Here is a 23,121-nt window from a genome sequence, read left to right on the forward strand (position 1 = left end):
GAACGCATATCCTAATTAATTGATTTGTTCTTTTTTAGTTTAGAGAATTGGTAGGATGAACAATTATCAGTGGAACCCACCCGCGGTCTACACTGAAAACTGAAACTGGGTTAGCAAACCAATATATATTTCGCACCATGGGGAGTATTTAATACCACTTTATAAGCTTTGAGAACCCCTAGACCCTAGCCTAGGTTATTTTTCCTCATAAAAAGGAACCGTCTCCATAGGAAACAGTTCCAATTTATTAGATCTCCACTTTTTAAGGGATTTACTTTATAAAACTGATGCTTATTATATTTCTTCTCTTTTTTTAGAACCATTTCTTAAGTGTTGATACTAGTGCCTCTCTTTTTTCAGTTGAAAATAAGCATCAAGAATTCTTTCACCAATGCTATTGTTTATTCTATGATCAAGTTCACTTCTATTATAGGCCCATGGGACAACCACAGAAAACGCCACTTCAGGTTTGTCATGTGGGGCATATCCAACTAACGTTAAATTAGATACTAGTTCCTCCAAGTGTGAAGAATCAGGACCTTCATAAAATGATGCTGACACTCCCGTTTTTCCAGCTGGTTTATATTCTTTATTGTTGAAAGTTCCAAAAGCTGTTCCTCCACTATCTTGCATGGTTTGTCGAAAACCTTCTTGAACTCGATTAATGAATTCCTCGTTCATGCCTATCGTATTAAGCGCTTCTGGTTTCAATGAAGAAATGACTAACCCCTGATTTTCTTGGGCTGATGATTTTTTTCTTACTTCTTTCACCATTTGTGGTTTCATTCGATAACCACCATTTGCAATGGTTGATACATACTGTGCTAATTGTAAAGGAGTATAGGTATCTAATTGACCGATCGATAAGTCTAGTAAATATCCAGGGCTTTCATTTTTTCCTAATGTACCACTACTTTCACCGGGTAGATCTACTCCTGTTTTTACACCTAATCCAAATAGATTGAATTGGTTGCGGATAATAGAAAATGATTCAGGCTTTATCTTAAATGGCATATCGTATTGATAATTAGCACCACCGATTGCCATCGCTGTTTTATACATATACACGTTAGATGACCTACTTAAAGCATCCAATTCATTAATGTTGCCCATGTTTTTCCAGGATCTCTGTGTCACTGAACCTTTAAATTTAATAGGCTCATCTAGAAGTACGGTCCCAGGTTTAATAACTCCTGTTTGAAATCCTGTTAATATGGTTGCACCAGTTATACTTTGGCCCATTATATAGGATGATTGATAGGTTCCTTTGACATAATCAGATAATTGGCCATTACCATTTCCGCTTTCCTCATATAGCTTTCCAGCTAAAGATAGAATTTCGCCTGTATTTGGGTCCATCATAACAACAAAGGCACGGTCTAGTAATTGAGTTCCCGGTAACTTCTTCGTTTTCATGATTTCGTCTTCTAAAATGGTTTCAACAGCTTCCTGGAGTTCCTTATCTACTGTTAAAATCACATCTTCCCCTTTGTATTCTTTAGGAATGACATCAGAAGGTGAGAGATCCCCTAGCACGGAATTTACTTTATTACCTAATAATTTTTTGCTATCGGGAATTTCCACTTTAGACTCTTGCTGTGATTGCTCATTTTTTTCATGATTGGAACTAGTTTCTTTTTCATCGACAGCCATTTCTTCCTTCTCAAATAAATTAGAAGTGAAAAGATTCACTGTAATCATTAATAATCCCAGACAAAAAGCAACTGTTAATATATTAGGAATGAGGTTTCTGCTGAAAATATATTTCTTACCTTTCGTACGCTTCCGAACTTTATTCTTCTGTTCTTCATTAAAATGGCTACCCTTTAAAACAGTATGATCCATAGCAGTCCGTAGATTTTTAAGTTTATCTTCCACTTTTTCCACCACTTTCTAAAATTTTTTTAAGCAAATCTCGACTTCTACGTAATCTCGTTTTGATCGTATTTGGGTTCAAGTCTAATAACGAACTCATTTCATCGATAGACAATTCCTCATAGTAAAATAAAATGATAGCCTCTCTATATTTAACCGGTAGCAATTGAACACATTCTGATAAGAATTCCTCTTCATCAGATTTTAAAACCTTATCTTCCGGAGTCAGTTCCGAAGAATTCAAGTCTTTGAGTTCCTTACTATTAAAGATAAACCTTTGAAAAAATGAACTTCTTAATTTGTCTTTACATCTGTTGATCGTTACACGATAGATCCAAGACTTATAGGAATTGATGGTATTGTATTCTTCTAAATGCTTATAGCAAATAACAAATACATCCTGTACCACTTCCTGCGCTTTCCCCCAATCCTGTAAATAGGTATAAGCTAATTTCGTTAATCTTTCGCCATACTCATCCATGATATCTTCTAGAAGATCTTCTTTAGCTGTTTCGGACAATTTAAAGTCCTTAATATTTTCTATCGACTTCACTATTTCACCTCATAAACTTTAACTACACCTAAGACGTGTTAGGTTTGTTTCTGGTTTCATTTTTTTAAAATACAGGGACGGTTCTTGGGAAAAGCACAGGGACGGTTCTTGCGCTTCCAACATGGTAAAAGTTGCTAGTTTCCAAACACTCATTTATAGTTAAATTAAATAAATTTAAGTAAAAAACTTTTAAAATAACAGTCGAATTAAAAAGGAGAAAAACAAATGAAATTAGGTGCATTTTCTGTAAGTTTAAACGTAAAAGACATTCATGTTTCCAAGGCATTCTATGAAAAACTAGGATTTCAATCTCTTGGTGGTGACATAACTCAAAACTGGCTGATTATGAAAAATGAAAATTGTATTATTGGGTTATTTCAAGGAATGTTTAACAAGAACATTCTAACCTTTAATCCAGGATGGAATGAAAATGCGGAGAATCTCGAATCGTTTACAGATATTCGGGATATTCAAAAACAACTTAAAGCTGACGGAATAACAATGCTTTCTGAAGCAAATGAAGCAACAAATGGACCAGCTCACTTCATGATTGAAGATCCAGACGGAAATCAAATTCTTGTAGATCAACATCGATAAGAAAAGCGCAAGCGCGCTTGTAAGCCCCGACAAGCAAATGCTTCGAAACCCAGAAAGTCGTTCTTTGACTTTTTGGGTTTCGAACATTTGACCTCGAGGTCGACAAGGGCTCGGGCGTCCTGTCGCATTGTCGACACTAGTACATCCTGTACGTCGGGGCTAGGCGCCGGAGCTAGACAATTTTCGAATTCCGAAAATGTTATACTTTTTACCTAGTAAAAAGAGGCGATTCAGAGCCTTTAAAAAATATCCTAAACTTCTATTCATTCTAAAACAGAATAATTCTTGATCGGAAAGGATGCTTGAAATGGATACAGAACAGTCGTTTTCATCGAACCTCTCACTTAAAGAAAAAGCAGTGGCTTTTCTACAACTCGTAGCATCAGGGAAGGTTCGTGAAGCATACGAGGCTTATGTCGGTCCTGACTTTCGTCACCACAACCCTTATTTCCGTGGCGATGCAGAATCGCTCATGCTCGCAATGGAAGAGAATGCCGTTCAAAATCCGCACAAAATACTTGAGGTAAAACTGGCGATTCGAGAGAAAGATACGGTTGCGGTTCACTCCCATATAAAACAGAATCCCGAGGATCTTGGAGGGGCTGTTGTACATATCTTTCGTTTCCAGGATAACCAAATTGTTGAATTGTGGGATATTGGTCAACCCGTTCCAGAGGATTCCCCTAATGAGAACGGAATCTTCTAACATTCTGGAGAACACATAGAACTTGGAGTGACAGAGACTCCGTTTATTAACGATTGTAAGAATTATTTTTCCTTAAAATAAATTACTTGGCCCTTCCAATTGGAAGGGCTTTTCATGTAACTTTCTCATTTTTTGCTGCAAAAAAAAATTGAAAATCCAAGTGAAGTCATTCTATCGTGGTCTTACTGTTGACAAAAAGTAAATCCTATATGATAATAAGTTTTGTATTATAATTATTTTAATTAAGGAATAATGATCATCATTATTTCCCTTTTAAAGTTATGACTTTATGTCCAAACTATTTAAGATCTAAAAACAAATCTAGGAGGAAGATTTATTATGTCACTAATTGGAAAAGAAATTCTACCATTTAAAGCTTCTGCTTACGACGCTGGCAGCGGCGAGTTTATCGAGGTTACTGAACAAAGCATGAAAGGACAATGGAGTGTTGTTTGCTTTTATCCTGCAGACTTTACATTCGTTTGCCCAACTGAGCTTGAGGATCTTCAAAACCAATATGCAGAGCTAAAAGGGCTTGGAGTTGAAGTGTTCTCTGTTTCAACAGATACACACTTTACACATAAAGCATGGCATGATCACTCAGAAACAATTAACAAAATCAAATATGTAATGATTGGCGACCCTTCACAACAAATTTCTCGCAACTTCGATGTACTAATCGAAGAAGAAGGTCTTGCTGATCGCGGTACTTTCATCATCGATCCAGACGGTATTGTACAAGCAGTTGAAATCAACGCTGGCGGCATCGGCCGTGATGCAAGCATTCTTGTTAACAAAATTAAGGCAGCACAATACGTTCGCAACAATCCAGGTGAAGTTTGCCCGGCAAAATGGCAAGAAGGTGCTTCTACACTGAAGCCAAGCCTTGATCTAGTGGGCAAGATTTAAGGGAGTGTAACCAATGATACTTGATGCAGATATTAAAGCACAATTAGCCCAATACCTTCAAATGATGGAGGGCGAAGTGCTGCTCAAAGTTAGCGCAGGATCCGATGAAGTTTCTCGTGACATGCTGGCACTAGTGGATGAATTAGCTACAATGTCATCTAGAATTAAAGTGGAGAACACAGAATTACAGAGAACTCCGAGCTTTAGTGTGAATCGTATCGGCGAAGACACTGGGATCACTTTTGCGGGTGTTCCACTTGGACACGAATTTACTTCATTAGTGTTGGCTCTGCTTCAAGTAAGCGGAAGAGCTCCAAAGGTCGACCAGAAAGTTATTGATCAAGTGAAAAACATTAAGGGCGAATATCATTTTGAATCTTACATTAGTCTAAGCTGTCACAACTGTCCTGATGTTGTACAAGCATTGAATGTAATGAGCGTCCTTAACCCTAATATTTCACATACGATGATTGATGGCGCAGCCTTTAAAGCTGAGGTTGAAAGCAAAAACATCTTGGCAGTACCTACAGTCTACTTAAATGGGGAATCTTTCGGTGGCGGTCGCATGTCACTTGAAGAAATACTTGCTAAGATGGGGAATGCTCCAGATGCATCAGAGTTTGCTGATAAAGATCCATTCGATGTTCTTGTTATTGGAGGCGGACCTGCGGGTGCAAGTGCAGCCATCTATACAGCACGTAAAGGTATTCGTACAGGCATTGTTGCTGAACGCTTTGGCGGTCAGATTATGGACACGCTTAGCATCGAAAACTTTATCAGTGTAAAGTCAACCGAAGGTCCTAAGCTTGCAGCAAGCCTTGAAGAGCATGTGAAAGAATACGACATTGATGTGATGAATTTACAGCGTGCTAAACGTTTAGAAAAGAAAGACCTCATTGAGGTTGAACTGGAAAACGGCGCAGTTCTAAAGAGCAAAACCGTTATCCTATCAACAGGTGCTCGCTGGCGCAATATTGGTGTACCTGGCGAGGCTGAGTTTAAGAATAAAGGGGTAGCTTACTGCCCACACTGTGATGGTCCATTGTTTGCCGGCAAAGACGTAGCCGTTATTGGCGGCGGTAATTCCGGCGTCGAGGCAGCGATCGACCTTGCAGGAATTGTAAATCACGTAACCATTCTTGAATTTAACCCAGAACTGAAAGCAGATTCAGTCCTGCAAGATCGCCTATACAGCTTGCCAAATGTAACGGTCTTAAAGAATGTTCAAACACAAGAAATTACCGGAACGGATAAAGTAAACGGCATTACTTTTGTTGAGCGTGAAACTGGATCTGTTAAGCATATTGAATTGGCTGGAGTATTTGTTCAGATTGGTCTTGTGCCAAATACAGACTGGTTAGGTGAAACCGTTGAACGTACTAAGGTTGGCGAAATTGTTGTAGATAATCGTGGAGCAACGAACATCCCTGGCGTGTTTGCTGCAGGCGATTGTACAAACAGTCCATATAAGCAAATCATTATTTCGATGGGATCAGGGGCAAATGCTGCCTTAGGTGCATTTGATTATCTCATCCGAAACTAATAACTAGTATAAAAAAAAGAAAGTCACTATACTATCTAATTGGTAGTAAAGTGACTTTCTTTTATTGTTTAAAAATAGAAACCCTGAGAAACTGTCCTTTTGGTCGCACCCTTGTTTTCAGGAAGCAAAAGAACCGTCCCTGCGCTTCTATTTCACCAAAAATTCAAGTCCATCCTTCAACTCAAACTCATGATTGGTTGCTGCTTCCTCGATGTCTTTGAAAGCCCAATGATTGGTTGGGGCGTCTGGGAAGGTCGGATTTGCGACTCCTTCTAGTGGACCACGGAGGAACAGACTGTTTAAAACTTTGACAGCTTGCGCACGTGTCAATTTTTCATCTGGATGGAATGTTCCGTCTGCAAATCCGTTCATGATTCCTGTGCGGCTAATACGTTCAATGCTATTTTTAGCCCAGTGACTAGGTTGAACATCTGTATAGGTAATGACTGATTTGTCCGATTTACAGAATGCCGCATATTGAGGATTTTTCGCACAGTGCTTATCAATCCACCGCATTGCTACTACCGCCATTTGGGCACGTGTGATGTGATCATTCGGTCCAAACTTCCCATTGTTATAACCTAAAATGATTTCTTGTGAACGAGCAAATTCAATTTCATCTTTTGCCCACGATTTTGAGATATCGGAGTAATTAATACTAGAAGCTACCGGTATATTGCCTCCACTCAAAATCCGCGACATCATCGCTGCCATCTGTACCCGAGTAACGGACTCATTCGGACGAAAAGTCCCGTCTTTAAAACCATTTATATACTTGATATGAGTTCCAATTTCCTTTTCATTAACGATTGTCCAAGTAATGATATTGCTAACCAGTTCATTTCCTGTCAAATCTTTTATAGTGGTCTTTATTTTATGAACCCCAGCTGCCAATCCATTCTTTATCTCATAAGACCAATTTCCTTGCTTATCAGATTGTACGTTAGCCACCCATTGGTCATCAATGAAAATGGCTACATTCGTCGAAGCAATTGTTTTCCCTTCTACATTGAAAGGTTTACCTGCGATGACTTCACTTTTCATTGGTGCATTAATTTGGTTAACGATCTTTTCAACTGGTTGGCTCACTCCACTATCCCCCCCTGAATTAGTTGGTGGTGTAGGAATCGGAGTCGGAACAATATCTGATACCTGGAAAAATGTAAATGTACTAAAATGATCAATACTGAATTTTAATCCAGCAGGAAGTCCATTTTCATAGATAATTTCTCCATTAGTACCAGGAACGATGACTTCTTTCGTTCCATTTGTATGCTCGATAAACAGTCTCAAGTTACTCACATGCTGAGCAGTCAAATTCATCCCCTTAAGTGGCAGGATGATTTCTGTTTCAAATCCCGTGTAGTTCGTTTCAATCTCACGTGGGATGTCAAGCACTTGAACAGTTTTATTACTGCCTGCTGCTACTTGCATCATAGATTTGGTTCGATCAATCACTTCCTGTTTCTGTTCAGAAGATCTCATCGGAACAATTCGGAAAAACAAATCGAGCCCTGCATCAGTCATACTAGATAGCGACGCTTGTGGTAATTGGACGGTTCCTTCCGGTGTTACAATGGTTAGGCTGCCATCTAATTTCCTTAAAGCCTCCAACGACATCTCAACAGCTTGTTCATCTGCTTTTATACCTGTATTTGGAGTATCGTCAAAATGAAGAGATACATCCCCACTGCCAAGATTTGCAGATTCAGAGATAATAAGCTTATCTACCCGCTGGAGTGGTTGACTGCTAGAATCATTCAATGTTGTTCGAGTGACCTCAATCCCTTGAGTGATTTGCTGACCTCCAAGTGTTACATGATTTCCCGATGTTTCTGTTACTTTATTTATGTTGTAACGTTTTCCTTTTACAACTAAGAGGAAGGTCCGTTCAACTTGTCTACCTTCGAACAGCAACTTCGCTGTTAAAATAACACTGGTGTCCTGATCTTGGCGATTAACATCGACGACATATTCTCGGACACTACTTCCTTGAGTAGGCACTAGCGAATCCGAAATGTTTAACACTTGCGGATTACTTGAAGACCATACGATAGGTGTAGTTAATAGTTGATCAACTACGAACACAGGTTTCGTGACACTCTCCCATATATCTCCTTCCGAAAAGCGGATTTTAATTTTAGGGAAAACATCTACTTTCTTTGATGGTTCTGTTTCATCTCCATCAATAACCTGGGTTGCATAATAATTAATATCTGTCGGTACTGCTGTAAAAAGAGCTATCCCACTTGAATCCGCAGTACTCGATTGAATGAATTGGTCATTTTTATCATAAAGCACGATTGTTGCACCTGGTAAAGCATTTTCAATTGACACGGTTTTGGCATCGTCCATACTACCGTGAATGACAAGATCGTTAACGGCTCGGGCACTCACATTGACCGGTGCTGAATTCAAACTAATAAGCGAACCCATAGACTGGGTTACATAATACCCTGTTCCCACTTCAACATTTGTAAAAGTGAGTAAACCATTATCATTTGCTTGCTCAGTGTAAACTAATTCGTTATTACGATCATAAAGCTTCACCGTTGCTCCAGGCTGAGCACCTGTTACAGTGACAGTCTTTTTCCCGCCAGTGCTTCCACGGAGATCTAAATCCTCAACCACATTTATGGTTGCGGCTGGCTGTAATTGATTAGGGTTCACGACATTTTCCGGTAAAGAACCGATCGTGCCAGTCAGCTGAATACTTCCACTTGAGTTCAAATCTTGGTCATTTAAATTCCAAGTAACAGGGATCGTTCGAGTACTATTGTTATCTAAATTTGCATCTACAGTTGAACCAAGTAAAGAGATAACGGTATCTGCATTTGTTCCTTTAAAAATTTTAACCGTAATTGGACTAAACGATTGGATGTTTTTTAGTTTTTCTAGAACAGTGATAACGAGGGCGCTACTTTCCTTTTTATCAGGAGCTTTTGAAAAAATAGTTAGGACATCATCCTTTAGTAAGGTCAGATCATCAATCTGCCAATTACCGTCCTTATCTGCCGTTGCCGTACGAGGCTCACGGTCTCCAATCTTAATCGTTACTACCGCACCTGCCTCAGCAGTACCGATTAAAGTCTTGTCACCTTCACGAACGGGAGTCGGGCTCGTCACTACAGGCTGAGCACTTTGCCCTTGCTCTGCTAAGTTAACAATGATCGTCCAAACTTCTTTCGTATCGTTTTCAGCCGTAACTGTATAAAGCTTCTGCACGGTAAAATCATTGACTGTGACACCACTTTGCTGAGCGATCTCCCCTATTGTTGCTGTTGCACCTTCAGAAAGAGTAAACTCAGCAATTAAATTCGTTACGTCAGCATCATAAGGAAGTTCGATTTGAATCTGATGATTTGCTGGATCTATAGAAGCTGTCGCACTCAAGCCTTTAAAGGCATAGGTCAGAATTTCTGTCCCGCTTTTAGGTGCTGGACTAACTGTCACCTCTCCACTAGCTGTGAAGTGGCTGTCATTAGACACATCTTCAGGTAGATTTACAAGGGTTCCAGTAAATACATATTGGCCAGCTGTTGTTCCATCATAGCTTGGTACTGACTCTTCACTCCAACTAACATTAATTTGCCTTGGATCGCCTTCGGCTAATTGTACCGATACTTTGGCAGGAAGTTTAGCTTTCGCTTCAACAAGACTCGTTCCATTATCTACTGTGACCGTTGTAGGATCAATACCCGTCACCTGAATCTTAGTCGGCTTCGTATTATCGCTAATATTAAAATTGCTGCTATCCATTGCTTCGTTGCCATAAGCATCAGCTGCTAGGATATTAATTGTATAGTCACCTAGAGCTAGATCGGTAGTTGGTGTAAACAACCAATTCCCTGAGCTATCTGCGACTAAATTCTCTATCCAAACAAAATCCTCATTCGATTTTTCCAGCTTCAAGGAAAGTGAGGCACCTTTCTCCGCTTTTCCAGAAAACACAGGCGTCAAATCAGTTGTTTGGGAGTTTTTTGCTGGTAATAAAATAGAAACGTCAGTGCTAGAATCAATAGTCAACTGCTGTGTAGCGGTGGCACTATTAACGGTTGTAGTAACAGTGTGTGTACCGTCCGGAATCGGTGATTGGTCTGGAACCTCCACCTTCCAGCGTCCATTTTGAGCAGTAGTTGTCATTGATCCATGATTTACTATATTAACAGTCACAGTCGAGCCATTTGCAGCATTCGTATTACCACGAAGTGTCGGGCGATTATCATTAATCGTGACCTTATCCCCGTTATCAATTGTAATAGTCGTTGCCGAAACACTATGCATTTTTGACGCCACAGCTGTGTTTCCAAATGCATTACTTACAATGGCTGTAATCGTATGTGAACCTGAGGATAGCGGCTTTTCAAGTGCCGATAGACTCCATTTACCATCCGAACCAGGTTTTACAAACTCTGTACTAACACCGTCAACTCTCACCTCTACCAACTCGGTCCCTGTTGATGTACCAGAAATAACTGGTTGTGCATCTCCGGTTATTGAGCTGATTGCAACCGCTATGGGATTGATGGTTGCACCTTGTTTATAGGTAAGTTGTTGTTTTGTAATAGCATATGGTGTCTTGTTGTTACCGTTTTCAATCCACTCCGTAGTTAAGTAATATACTTTATTGTTTATTGGATTACTAAGGGTAATCTGCTTAGTCCACGTACCAGCATCAATACTAGATTTATAACTAGTCCCCAAACTGTTGCTAGTCTCACTTACGTACAAATTAATCTCAAAATTATTTCGAGAAGTCGTTGAAGCAAATGTTCCAGAAATGGTTGGATTAGTAGAACTTGTTGTTGCAACAGCACCACCATTAATCGTCAATGTATCGGTATTCCCTTCAATCACAATATCTTGCTTAGCAGTAGCCATTTTCTCCCCAGATAATGCAGTGACTGTTGCCTTATGTATACCATTGGAAGAATAAATCGTATCTGGGAGCGTATAGTTCCAAATATGATTTGTAACCTGTAAAGTTTCTTGGAAACCATTATTGATAGAAATGGTAACTTGTCCACTATCAATAGAGGTCGTACCGCTCATTTTTTTATTCGTACTGCTATAGGACTTGCTCGAACCTCCATCAATGGCAACACTTAAAGGTTGTTCATTCAATTTTACTACTGATAATCCTTGGAAATTGACAGAGCTACCATTGTTACTACCAGTATCCATGAACTCTTTGTTAATAACAGATAGGTTAGCCGCTTTTGAAGTTCCAAAAAATAATTGAATGTCTGAATTGCCAGTAATCCCAGGAGCTACTTCTGCAATCCGGGAAATAGGTACTTGAAAATCTAGAAAATATTGTCCGTTTTCAGCTTCCACAATTTGCGTTCCGGGAACAGTATTTCCACCTACTGTTGACGTCGCATAAATAGGTTGAACAATAGACCCGTCTGCATTAGCGACATATACATAATCTGTTGCAGGTGATTTCCCATTCAATCCAATCGTAGCTTTATGTTTGCCCCCAACAGCTAACTGAACAAGCCACACTGAGGATAGAAAACCGCCTTTGCGATCATAAGGGTCACCTTTTAGGCGAAGTCTTACGAAGAAGTCATCACCGTCCGAGGCCACAAACATCGACGGTAAAGCCCCCTTCTCCCGATCTACTCCACTAGTAATATCCACATCTATTGGGTGAACATCACCCGCCGGATCCAAAATTACACTACCTCCACTATTTGTATAAGGTGAAAAGGTGGTTGGCCAGGCAGAAGGATTATCTCCTAAAGTTGAGATTCCTTGTGCATTTGCCAGAACCGATTGGCTCGGTAAAATAGTTAGCAGAAATAGCATCACAGTGATTAGTACATGCATTATTTTTTTGTGAACCATAGCATCATCCTCCATTCCTTTAAATTTATTAGAAAATATCCTTTTATTATTTTCAAAGTTTAATAAAACAACATTTATATAGGGATAAAGTCTTTCAGTATTATATCACGAAGGTTCGACAAATAGTTACAATTTACTACAAAGTTCGTGGATTGAAAATTTGAAAATCGATCATACAATTCGTATGGTTAAATCTTCCTGGATCTACTACAAAGGGAGCATGAAAAGGATGATCAAAATGGCTCATTTTCATCGTTTCAAATTTTGAGATAGAAGGATTTTCGCAATAAATATCTGCAGAACCGTCTCCATGGTCCTCTTTGTCTCTATTTGTCATCTCTAGAAACTTATTGTAAACTACAGTTATGTAGGAAATAAGCACTGGGAGTTGTTTTGAGAATGGAAAGGATTAATTGTTTTACCTGTCGTCATTTTAAAACAACTTGGAACATAAATTTCCCACGGGCATGTGTGGCTTATGGATTTAAAACCAAGGAAATTCCCTCTACCTATGTTAAGAGAGTTTCCGGAAGTCCATGTGGACATTATTCACCTAAAACTAAAGCGTAGATTAAGATTTTAATATACCTCAGGAACAATCCCCACGGTCTCTCGGAAATGGAACTCCCTCCTTCTCAAAAAAACACAGGGACGGTTCTCGCGCTTCCACTTCCCCACATCAAAAATTACTACTTATATGACATTCCAGCAAATTACTTATATAAACTCGATTGGCACTAGATCTGTTTTTAATACTTTTCCAAAAAAGGAAGCAGGAGAACCGTCCCCCTGCTTCCAAAAAAAGAAGCAAGAGAACCGTCGTCCCTTGCTTCATGTGATTCATAGTTTAAAAACCTCAACCGATTTCGATAGATTCTTCATCATGCCTTCTAATTCCTGAATTAGAGATGCGACTTCTTCCATAGAAGCGGTTTGTTCTTCTGTTGTAGCGCTGATTTCTTCAGTTGTGGCGGCAGATTGCTGTGCGATACTCGATATGTGCTCAATAGAAGAGAGAACATCGTTTTTCGCTATGTCCACTTCCGAGATGTCTTTCTTTAATACATCCACTTGAAAAATGACAGTTTCAACGGACGATTTCATATCATAGAAGACATTTTTTGTATCTTCAATTGCACTATTTACGTTTTTCACCATTTGCCCAGCTGTCACCATATCTCCACTTGCGCTTTCAATAACCGAAGTAATGTCTCTGATGATTTCTTGAATTTCTTTCGTGGAACGAGAGGATTCTTCGGCAAGCTTCCGAACTTCGTCAGCAACGACCGCAAAACCTTTCCCATGTTCACCTGCTCGTGCTGCTTCAATCGCGGCATTTAATGCTAGCAAATTCGTTTGTGCGGAAATGGAATTAATGGTCTCGACAATAACCTCAATCGATTTCGATTTATCTGAGAGCTCACTAACGCTGCTTGCAACGTTTTTCGACATTTCTTGGTTCTTTTGAAATGTCTCATCAAGGTACATCACGGTTTGTGTACCAGATTCATTTTTAGATTTCATATTGTGAGAATGTTCAACCGTTCTTTTCAAGACATCCGTGATTTCTTCTACCTTCACGGATAAATTTTGAGTGATTTCCAAACTTTTTCCGCTTTCATCTGCTTGATGTTCAGCACCTATTGAAATTTCTTGTATACTCTGTGATATTTCCTGGCTAGCTGCACTCACTTCAAGGGCAGAAGTGGAGATAGTAGCGCTTGTTTTCTCAAGATGATGGACCATATCTTTGATCCCAGATACAAGATGCCTGATATTTGAAATCATCGAATTGAAGCTGTTTCCAAGAATTCCGAATTCATCTTTTGATTGAACTTCAATCTGAGCGCCAAGGTCACCTTCGCTTACCTTTTGGAATTCCGTCATAAGACCCGTAAGAGGCTTTTTAATAGAACGAATGAAGAGATAACCAACTACAACAATCAATAGAAGAACCACAAGCAATGTGATGCCAAATGATGTAAGAAGATGGGTTCGTTCAGCATATAATTCCTTTGTATCTGCAACGATAACAAGCTTCCAATCCGCTTCTGAAATAGGGTATATACTTACAAGTTTCTCTCTGTCTTTGTATTCCGTTTCCTTGTATTTCCCACTTTCCTTATCCCATAGGTAGGAAATGGTTTTACTAAGAGAATCAGATTCTTCATTCACTTTTTTTCCTTTTTCATTTTCAGGAGATAGAATCATGCTTTCATCCGGATGAACAATATATGTCCCATTTCCACTGATGAGAACAGGAAAACTATTCTTACTAAGGTTGATATCCTTCAATATTTTTTTGATATTGGTTAGGAGAATGTTATTCCCAACGGTTCCAACTGGATTCCCGTCATCTCCAATAGTAGGTGCTGCTACAACAACTGCCGTTTCTCCAGTTGATCTTGAAATAATCGGGTTGCTGACCACCACATTCCCGGAAATTAACGGTTTCCAATAATCGCGATCGGCGATACTAGCTTCTTTTATAGAATCTACGCCTCCCTCATCATTTGGAGAAGCAATGATGGTACGCCCGGAAGCATCGGTTGACCACTGTGCATCGTAGACACCTTCGTCCCGTTCTTTTATTTTCCACCAATTATAAGCTGTGTATATACTTCGCTCTTGATCAGAAAGTTGTTTCTTTTTCAAAACAGTTGTATTTGCCATAGCATCCACTTCGATTTTTTTCCCTTTGAACCATTGATCGATCTCTTTCGCCTTGCTGTTTCCGCTTTGATGGACGCTATCATTTGTTTTCTTTTCGAGTGTTTGGTCGAGTGCATTGTAACCCAAATATGCCAGGATAAGTAACGGGAAAATCGATACGATCAAGACAAACACCAATAATTTGTTCGCAAATTTTAAATTCTTTAACATGATACGCCCCTTATTGCCATTCTTAGGCTTTTTTAAAAGACAAAACGAGTAAAATGTAACTAGGTCTAATTGACTACTAACCATAATTATAATGTCGTTTTTTGTAAAAACAAGTAGAATTTGATGTTTTCTACAATGGAAATAGTTTTCTACAAATACATACAAACTACCGGGACGGTTCTCATGGTTTTCCCCATTTATTTTCCTTGACACTTACTGCTGTAAAAATTCCGAAAATGCCAATGGAACCGTCCCTGTGGCCCTAAAGGATATACTTCAAAAACAAAAATAATGTGGGGAAAGCAGAATTTGACCAGTCGAACCGGTTCTCATAGGGAGCAAAAAAAGGACGGTCACATGTAAATCATGAGACCGTCCATATAGAACTTATAGAATATCTTCTTTCACATCAAGAAGATTCTAATAGTTATTTATTTAATTAGTATTTTCTTCGTTTCCTATTAGATAATACTGATCACATTTATTATCAGTTATAATATCCGGTTCCGTGTTTACGTTTATTTTATCGGGGTTACCTTATACTCGATACCCATCACTTTTGCATCCGCTTCCTTTTGTTTCTTCGAATAACGTGTCATGAATGTCAAGGTACCGGTTTGTTTTGTTTCCTTGATACTAATATTATATGTAAGCTCAACGTAGTTCCAGCCTGGGTCTTTGTCTCTTGAGATTTTTACCTTTTTACCATATTGCTTATACACTTGTGAAATACTTGAACCTGGCTTTATTCCTCTACTCGTTACAACGTTAAAACCCTTTTTCTCAGATTTAAAATGTTGGTAATCTACTCCTATGACACGTTTTTTAGTATCATAATCAACACCCAAGAAATAGGCCATTGCAGGTGTTGGATCTCCAGATAGATAGCTAGTTTCCCCATTATGAGAAAAAGGTTCAATAGGGATGTTCTTATATGTTTTCTTAAAACGCCCTACCATGTTATTAATGTTCTCGTTAAGACTAATCCCCATTAAGGTAACATCCTTACTACTTAAGACGATACTATTTGTTGTAGCAGGCTTCTTAGGTGTGGTTGGCGCTTTTACAGTTTCCTCACCAGCTAAAGGCTCACTTTTAATCGTATATTTACCGTTTGGTGAAAGTGTAATGGTGTAGCGCATAAGTAGTTTATCATTCATTTTAAACGAGCCTGCAAATCTACTTTCATTATCATAGGTTATGATAAATTTATAGGTATGCTTACTAAGTTTATCGCTACCAAATGCAGGGACTAACGCATGATTCCAACTAGAATCAAACAATTTCCCTTGCTCGTTCATAATGATAACATTGCTATTAACAAGTCCATTTCCCAAGGTGAGCGGGTTTATCGTTACTATGGAAAAATTAGTTGCATTTTTATAATCCATATAATTCGTCCCTAGCATGACCATTGCAAGTTCAGACTGACTTGATTGTAATTGGGCTCCAGTAATTTGCATGTCCCGTTCTGGATCATCACTAGCAAATGTGCTCGTTGCGGATATACAAACTAGTAGAATAGATAAAAATAAAATCCTCAATTTCTTCAACTAATAACCTCCTAATTACATTTTCTTATCTGTTACAGTTATAATTCTTCATACCCCTCCACATAAATAGTAAAAAAGTGTCCTAATGCATTTTCTAAATATTTATAAACCAAACCATCTTGATAAACGACACTAGAATTGGCAAGTCCGTTCTCTGACTTAACCATATTACGATCAAGCTGCTTAATGATGATTTCTGGTTGGACTGACGAAGCAGTTATTATTAATTCATTCAATAAATATAAAAATTCTCGTGAAGGTTCTCCGCCACTAAAATGCGAAACTCCGACATTTTCCAATTGATCACTTCCATCATAATCCAAGTTAATCTCATCAGTTAATTTATACATATATCCAACTGATTTTGATGGATCTTTATAGTCAGGGATTAGTTCAAATGCGCTTAACGGTATTTTGTAACCGGTCTTATTTGCAAGACTTGTAAAAAACTCACCCGGAGATTGTCCAGATAAATGATTATCTACTACACTACTGGATTCGGTTGTGTACTGTGGATTATCTTCAGCCCATTGCATCCAAGGTTCATCTTCGTTAAAATTCATATACTGTTCCTCTGTGGTGAAAGAATGAAAATTTTCCCCTTCAATATCAGGTTTTTGCAATGCTAAAGCTAAATACCAATCCTCTTTAAAAACAAATTCTTTTGTTCTTAGATCAACTACCCGTAATTGATTAGAATAGACTGTTAGCTTAAAATCACCGTAGTTCAAAAATAACCAATTATCATAATCTGATTGATAATATTCATCTTCAGGACTAGGTTTTTCAATGGAGTCTGGTTCACCCCAATTTTCAATTATTTCTTCTTTACTCATCAATAAAGTGACCCCGTTAATATAAAACTTATGATCTTTCTCTTCAATAATAAAATCTCGGTTCGATACGGCATTCTCATCAATCGGAGTATAGGTAACTTGTTCATTTCCTTTAGCTAACGTCTTTCCTTCTTGGGCTTTAAGTAGTAGATCTAATGTCTTTTTATCATTAGGTTTTAGCCCTAATGCTTTTTTGAAAATATCTATTGCATCATCATAACTCTCTTTTTCAAGGGCATACATTCCATCCTGTAATAAAGCCTCATACTTCTTGTCATCCTCTGACTGACACCCAATCAAGAGAAAAAGAGAGAAAATAAGAGGTAACATCCATTTTTTATTCAAACTACATTCAACTCCCTAATAAAACTTTACTTTCATTGAAACCGCCGGCTTCCACAGAATTATAATTATATTAATCTGTTTAATAGATAAATTGTATATGGTGTAACCAAACCAATAGCTGTGTACAATCCAGGAGTATACGTTTTTAAAATAAGTGTCTGTAAGATATGTACCAGGTTATGTAAAAGTACAAAAACCAAAAAACTCAAAAATAGGATTTCAGCCCAACCGCTTTCGATAAATTGAACTTTTAAGTATACGATTGTGGAACCAACAAAGAATATTACAACATCCCTTTTTGCAAATGAATGTGAATTTATATTCCAAAATTTCCAAACCAAAGTTTTCAAACGGTTATTAGAGTTTTCTACCAGATGAGATGTTTTCCGAGACCAGTTTTCTACACTGATCATTTCTTCAAAATCATGCAACATAAAAATGACCAAAAAAAGCCAAATGGCATTATGAATTTCAATGAAGAACATCATGTACCTCCTTAAATAATATCTTTACGATAGTACCATAAATTGTTATTTTTGGATAATTTAATGAACAATTCATTGAACGATTTACTTTGTTGAAAAATAGGAGTTAACAAGAACTTGTTAACAAATGGTTTGGGGTAAATGTCCTTCACTTATAGATGTAGGTTATAGGCGGTACCACTGAATAAAATATCTTTCTAGACAAATAATATGTCTAGTTTATAACTAGACAGGAGGAAGTCGAATGGTAAATATATTGGAAACAATCATGGATGCATTGAAATCTATTACAGTTCAAGATGAAGATCAACCTCTTCATGTCGGAGAAGTGATGTCTTGCTGGATTTACTTAGCTGGACTTGAATTAGCTAAAGTATCTGTTCAAGCTGGTATCAACACGACGACGGATGATGAGTTAAAGACAATACTTGAAGAAGATATGAAACTTGGGACAAGTCAAAGGGAAAGACTGCGTGAATTCATGATAAAGGAAGGGATTACTTTACCTCCTTCCCCTGAAGAATTGCCAAAATCAGACCCTCACACTGTTCCCCTTGGTGTCAAAGTAACAGATGATGTAATTGCAAACGAATTATCTTTAAAAATCATTAGTTTAATCATGCGTGCTGCTGGTGCTGCTTCCGAATCGGTTCGTACGGATGTTGGTTTATTGTTTGTTCAGTTTCAAGCAGAAAAATTAGCTTTCGCAACTAGATTAAAACATTTGATGCGCAAACGCGGATGGATTAAAGTACCACCGTTTTATGTTCCTCCTGGTTCACAACAACCATTAAGGTAGGAGCAGTGGAGAAGTAACATATTAATTGATATGAAAAAATATCAACTTTGTTCCTTAAAAACTATAGGTAAACTATCGTTCTGTAAGGTACTTATATTGGTGAACATTTTTACCATGAAAACAAGGATCACTCCTACATAAAAATAGAGGACTAATCTTTTTATCGCTATCTAACATCCGATGCCATGTATATGTACTTCACATTTGGAAAATGGTCCTCATTTGTCTTTTGTCGGAGTCTGAAACCCAATATAGCACACAAAAGAGGCTGCCTCTAAAAGTAATCCTTCCGAGTGCAGCCTCTTCATTTCATATTCTATTATTTTTTTTCTACTAACCAATCACTTTGAATTTTCCAAGTACCATCGCCAACGTTAGTGAATGTTGCATTAATATTTTTATAACCGCCGTTAAATCGCATAGTAAATGTGACGACATCTCCTGCAGTTGGTTTGCTCCATGAATAAATCAAGTAGCGTAAATAAACCATTTTATCTTCTCCGCCACTATTTAAATATACTGCATTACCATTCTGAGTTCGCGGGCTATCCGCTTGGAAAAACGAAGTTGTAAGTTTTAGTTTAAGTTGGTCAAAATTTGTTGCACCCTTTTCCACTTCATAATAAACATATCGAGACGCTACTTTTGCATTAAGGTCATTTTGTAATTTATTAGCTTTATCCAGCAATTCAGTTTTACCATTGCCATTTGGCAATCCATTCACATATGTCATTAAATTATTAATTAAAGTTTGAACCTCATCTGACTGAGCTTTTGAGAAGTTGCCTTTGTTAAAACCGGTGCCGACATTATCCAATGCAGCTAAAGCATTGCTCGCTACTTCATACGTTGTATTGTCGATAGGTACCTCTTTGTCAACTTGAGTGGCTGTAACCTCTAATTTGATATTCCCAGTTTTGCCTTGGAAGTCAATGTCATGGTCACTATGTGGCCAAGATACAAATATTTTATAGCTTTCCGTAGCATTTTCTGGTTTGAAATTTGTTGAATACTCAACTTCTACCCAATCATTATTAACATTTCTTTTTAAAGTCATTTTCACTGGTGAACGATTATCTTGTGGGAATAAATCTCCACTAGGTGTTAAATTTACTTTGTACTCTACTGGAACCTCTGTGTCATTCTTTTTAATTTGGAAACTATAGACCTCTACTGGATCCATCCCTGGGAATAGTTTCTCGTTCAGATCAAATTGTGAATTCCCAATGGTTTTTTCACTTGAATCCACAACATCGACGTTGAAGACAGCAGCTTTGGCTATATTCTGATCACTTTGGAAGCTTTTTGTAAAATATGCCACAGTCCCCATCGTGGCTATTGCTAAAACAAAAACAGAAAACAAGCTAATTATTAACTTCTTTTTCATGAATCTTCTCTCCACCTTTTCATAATTCATTTTGAAATATTAATAGTTTTACCTTTTCTTTATGAATTAGAAATAAAGAACTCCCTCCTTATAAATCTATTTTTCAACTTTGGGATTTAAATGTCATTTCCCCTTTGCATTTCCCTTAAGATCCCAATAGTTAGAATTAACAATAGAAGCAAATCTCCTCTAAAGAACATTTTGTTCTTATAAAAGAACATTAATTCAATTATAGCTCATCCAATAACTCAATTCAACATAAAGAACAAATTCTATACTTATAAAGAACATACCGGTAACAATACCTATTAACACCTGCAGTGTCGAAGATTAAAACATAAATATTTTTTAAAGAATATAATAATATAAGGTTGCAACTGTATATCGTTGGGGTTGTTGGTGGATACTTTTCTTCCGTTGTTGGTAGGAGGAGATAATCTTGGAAACGTTTCTTAAATTCTGCTAGAAGGAATGAGGGGAGCAGTACGCGAAGGGATAAATGGGTGCAGTTTCTTGGGAGTGGCAGAAACTTTAATTAAAATAGCGATAATTTTATTCGAATCACTAACCTTTAGTTGTTATTCAATTGAACTTAGCGGTCAAACATTAATGTTTGACCGCCATCCAAGAAAACATATTTCGTATCTATCCATCCATGTTCATCTGAAATACTATTAAATTTAGGAATGAATGGTAGGTTTCATCAATAATCTGCCTTTGTCGTTTTCTAATTGTTCACTTTAAAATTATACCAATCTTCACTATCTCTGTAGTGAGGATCCGTGTACAAAATAATTTCAGATACTTGCGTTCCTTCTGGAATGGAGATCCATACGGTACCTTGATTTTTACCATTTGGACGTAAATTCGCTGCTTCAAAAGTTCCTTCATTTAAAGTTGTAGAGGCATCGATTTCGGCCCCATTCTCGTTATAAAATACGAAATTTCTTTCGGTAAGGACACTACTCTGTAATTCACTGCCACTAATATTCTCAACAGATAGATCTAATAATATATAATCAAAAAGGGTATCGAAATATTCAGCATCCTTCTTAGCCGATTTCTGGTTCATCTTGCTAAAATTACTACCACTATCCGTTTCAAGATCTGAATGGTCTGTTACTGTTTCTATTCTAAAATTATTGACTATTACTTTTGCCAGTTCTTCCTTATTTCCCTCAAAGTCTCTTTTCGATAAATTGATTTCTTTTCCAAATTCCGTTTGAACCTCTTGGGGTTCACTTTTCTCCTGCTTCTCTTCTACCTTTGGCTCTTTCTTTTCTTTTACTGGTGCTGCTGTTTCCTTTTCACTACAGCCGGCAATCACCAGGCTTGATAATAGTAAAGCCGCAATCATTTTCTTCATTAAATATATTCTCCTTTTCATATAGTTTCGGATGGTACTTTACACCCAAATAGGTTCCTTCCAACATCTCTAATATTGTATTTCCTTCAAGCTATTTCCTTTGACATACTGAATTTTACGATTAGCTGAGTCGACTGAAACAATAGTGGCTCCTGATTCCCAAGAGACATCTACCTTTAAGTCTTTAACTATTTTCCCATTAAAATCATATAGTGAAAGAGATTCTTCATCATAGTTTGCACCCACGATAAGCTTTCTCTTTAGATCAACATCGTACACTAGGTTTATCTTTGTAGGAGTATTAACTGTAGTATTTGTTGCAAAATCATAATAGACGGAGGCATCCTTCTCATAGTCATTCACAACCAACCCACTTTTTACAACTTGATAGTTGCTACCATCACAAACACTTGCCCCATAAAGCTTGGAAACTAGCTTTGTTAGCTGCTTTGCACCTTTTCCATCTAAACCACTCTTAAACAACTTTTTGTCTTTGATAAAATAGATCGAATCCTTCTCAACCCAAAAATCATCAACAGCACTTAAAATAGCATTTTTCTTCTTCCCATCTATAGAAGCCTTTATTACCGTGAATTTGCCCATTTCACTATTTTCTATTCGAGCATAATAAATATTAGCTCCCACTACTTCAAAGGATTCTACTGTATTGGATGAAATCCAATCAGGTGTGACTTTCATGACTTTACCAGCACTGTTTCTTTTATATATTTCAAGAATTTCAGCACCGCCGCCACCACAACTACCACCCATATACATACTCATGCCAAGAAATTTTGTATAATATAGTTCTTTTCCGACAGCTTGAACATCTTGTAATGGCCGTACGTTTCGAGTAAACATATCTTGTTTTTTATAATCCTCAGCAGTAGCAGGGCGATCATTGGTATAAAAAAAACCACCCATTAACTTTCCTAGCTTGTCTACCTCCTTTAATTCATAAACACTATCTTTTATAACTAACTTCGATTTTCCGTTAGGTACTGAACTATAGATACCTGGGACCGTGCTTTGATCACCTTTAACGGTAAAAATGGTTTCTTGTGTTGCTGCTGTTGCGGATATTTGTGATATAGCAAGCATGGAAAGTACAGTTGCTGCAATCAGCTTTCTATTCATCTTTTTCATATCCAACTTCCCCCTTTTCCTATTCTTTTGAAAACGCTTATTTAACCAATCAAAAAAGCCCAGCAAACCCGTTCACCATACGGGTATTTGCTCGGCTGCAAAATACTTCCATTCAAAAATAATTGCAACCCGGCGATCATTGTTCCATGAACTTTAGACCCGTAGCTTTGCGTCCCTCCCTTTCGAAAGGTTTGCCAAATATGAAACTTTATTACTATAACATTAGCGAATAAATTCTACCATAATACCCAAATTTATGTAAGTAATTTCTCCTTTTTCTTAATA

General features: G+C 37.7%; 16 protein-coding genes, 1 pseudogene and 1 riboswitch. Of the genes and pseudogenes, 5 read left to right on the plus strand and 12 right to left on the minus strand.

What is annotated here, in order from left to right; translation table 11 throughout:
- Positions 1 to 339: 339 nt before the first annotated feature.
- Together ACFSO7_RS02440 and ACFSO7_RS02445 are read right to left on the minus strand one after the other, a co-directional pair.
- On the minus strand, positions 340 to 1,878 hold the full coding sequence (locus tag ACFSO7_RS02440; RefSeq protein ID WP_377875016.1) for a penicillin-binding transpeptidase domain-containing protein: 1,539 nt from the start codon (positions 1,876 to 1,878) through the stop codon (positions 340 to 342).
- Positions 1,868 to 2,428, minus strand: coding sequence for a sigma-70 family RNA polymerase sigma factor (locus ACFSO7_RS02445; protein WP_377875018.1), 561 nt, complete (start codon positions 2,426 to 2,428; stop codon positions 1,868 to 1,870). The genes ACFSO7_RS02440 and ACFSO7_RS02445 overlap by 11 nt, the downstream gene beginning before the upstream one ends.
- Before the next feature lie 225 nt (positions 2,429 to 2,653).
- Here ACFSO7_RS02445 and ACFSO7_RS02450 point away from each other — a divergent pair, with 225 nt between their 5' ends.
- From ACFSO7_RS02450 to ahpF, 4 genes are all read left to right on the plus strand, one after another.
- The gene (locus ACFSO7_RS02450) at positions 2,654 to 3,025 is read left to right on the plus strand and encodes a VOC family protein (protein WP_377875020.1); all 372 of its coding nucleotides are present in this window, start codon (positions 2,654 to 2,656) and stop codon (positions 3,023 to 3,025) included.
- Between the two features lie 298 nt (positions 3,026 to 3,323).
- Positions 3,324 to 3,731 carry a nuclear transport factor 2 family protein gene (locus tag ACFSO7_RS02455; protein ID WP_377875022.1) on the plus strand — a complete coding sequence of 136 codons (408 nt, stop codon included), beginning with the start codon at positions 3,324 to 3,326 and terminating at the stop codon, positions 3,729 to 3,731.
- A 339-nt stretch (positions 3,732 to 4,070) separates the two neighbouring features.
- Positions 4,071 to 4,640: an alkyl hydroperoxide reductase subunit C gene (gene ahpC, locus ACFSO7_RS02460; protein ID WP_377875024.1), complete on the plus strand. Its 570-nt coding sequence runs from the start codon at positions 4,071 to 4,073 to the stop codon at positions 4,638 to 4,640.
- Between the two features lie 13 nt (positions 4,641 to 4,653).
- The gene (gene ahpF, locus ACFSO7_RS02465; protein ID WP_377875026.1) at positions 4,654 to 6,183 is read left to right on the plus strand and encodes an alkyl hydroperoxide reductase subunit F; all 1,530 of its coding nucleotides are present in this window, start codon (positions 4,654 to 4,656) and stop codon (positions 6,181 to 6,183) included.
- Between the two features lie 147 nt (positions 6,184 to 6,330).
- On the opposite strand, the gene ACFSO7_RS02470 is transcribed toward ahpF, so the two are convergent.
- The 7 genes and pseudogenes from ACFSO7_RS02470 to ACFSO7_RS02500 all read right to left on the minus strand — a co-directional run bounded on the left by ACFSO7_RS02470 (position 6,331) and on the right by ACFSO7_RS02500 (position 18,138).
- A complete protein-coding gene (locus tag ACFSO7_RS02470) occupies positions 6,331 to 12,036 on the minus strand; it encodes an S-layer homology domain-containing protein (RefSeq protein ID WP_377875027.1) in 5,706 nt (1,901 codons plus the stop codon).
- A 136-nt stretch (positions 12,037 to 12,172) separates the two neighbouring features.
- Positions 12,173 to 12,373: a hypothetical protein gene (locus ACFSO7_RS02475; RefSeq protein ID WP_377875029.1), complete on the minus strand. Its 201-nt coding sequence runs from the start codon at positions 12,371 to 12,373 to the stop codon at positions 12,173 to 12,175.
- 503 nt (positions 12,374 to 12,876) lie between these two features.
- Complete coding sequence (locus ACFSO7_RS02480; RefSeq protein ID WP_377875089.1) at positions 12,877 to 13,824, minus strand: methyl-accepting chemotaxis protein; 948 nt, start codon at positions 13,822 to 13,824, stop codon at positions 12,877 to 12,879.
- Positions 13,819 to 15,003: pseudogene (locus tag ACFSO7_RS02485) on the minus strand (HAMP domain-containing protein); the annotation flags it as partial. The pseudogene ACFSO7_RS02485 and the gene ACFSO7_RS02480, both read right to left, overlap by 6 nt.
- A gap of 434 nt (positions 15,004 to 15,437) precedes the next feature.
- Entirely contained in the window at positions 15,438 to 16,472 is a 1,035-nt protein-coding gene (locus tag ACFSO7_RS02490) for a hypothetical protein (protein WP_377875031.1), read from the minus strand.
- 38 nt (positions 16,473 to 16,510) lie between these two features.
- Positions 16,511 to 17,653 (minus strand): hypothetical protein, encoded by a 1,143-nt coding sequence (locus ACFSO7_RS02495; protein WP_377875033.1) that lies wholly within the window; start codon positions 17,651 to 17,653, stop codon positions 16,511 to 16,513.
- Positions 17,654 to 17,718: 65 nt separating this feature from the next.
- A complete protein-coding gene (locus tag ACFSO7_RS02500; RefSeq protein WP_377875035.1) occupies positions 17,719 to 18,138 on the minus strand; it encodes an HXXEE domain-containing protein in 420 nt (139 codons plus the stop codon).
- Positions 18,139 to 18,382: 244 nt separating this feature from the next.
- On the opposite strand from ACFSO7_RS02500, the gene ACFSO7_RS02505 reads away from it, so the two are divergent.
- Entirely contained in the window at positions 18,383 to 18,937 is a 555-nt protein-coding gene (locus ACFSO7_RS02505) for a DUF3231 family protein (RefSeq protein WP_377875037.1), read from the plus strand.
- Between the two features lie 319 nt (positions 18,938 to 19,256).
- Here the strand turns inward: ACFSO7_RS02505 and ACFSO7_RS02510 are convergent, their stop codons facing one another.
- The 3 genes from ACFSO7_RS02510 to ACFSO7_RS02520 all read right to left on the minus strand — a co-directional run bounded on the left by ACFSO7_RS02510 (position 19,257) and on the right by ACFSO7_RS02520 (position 22,836).
- A complete protein-coding gene (locus tag ACFSO7_RS02510) occupies positions 19,257 to 20,324 on the minus strand; it encodes a hypothetical protein (protein WP_377875039.1) in 1,068 nt (355 codons plus the stop codon).
- Between the two features lie 727 nt (positions 20,325 to 21,051).
- Positions 21,052 to 21,690: a hypothetical protein gene (locus ACFSO7_RS02515; RefSeq protein WP_377875041.1), complete on the minus strand. Its 639-nt coding sequence runs from the start codon at positions 21,688 to 21,690 to the stop codon at positions 21,052 to 21,054.
- 69 nt (positions 21,691 to 21,759) lie between these two features.
- A complete protein-coding gene (locus tag ACFSO7_RS02520) occupies positions 21,760 to 22,836 on the minus strand; it encodes a hypothetical protein (RefSeq protein WP_377875043.1) in 1,077 nt (358 codons plus the stop codon).
- Between the two features lie 120 nt (positions 22,837 to 22,956).
- Positions 22,957 to 23,042: riboswitch (cyclic di-GMP riboswitch) on the minus strand.
- Between the last annotated feature and the right edge of the window lie 79 nt (positions 23,043 to 23,121).

Origin of the sequence: Bacillus sp. CGMCC 1.16607 (assembly GCF_042683745.1) — a bacterium.
In the GTDB taxonomy this organism is placed as follows: domain Bacteria; phylum Bacillota; class Bacilli; order Bacillales; family Cytobacillaceae; genus Pseudoneobacillus.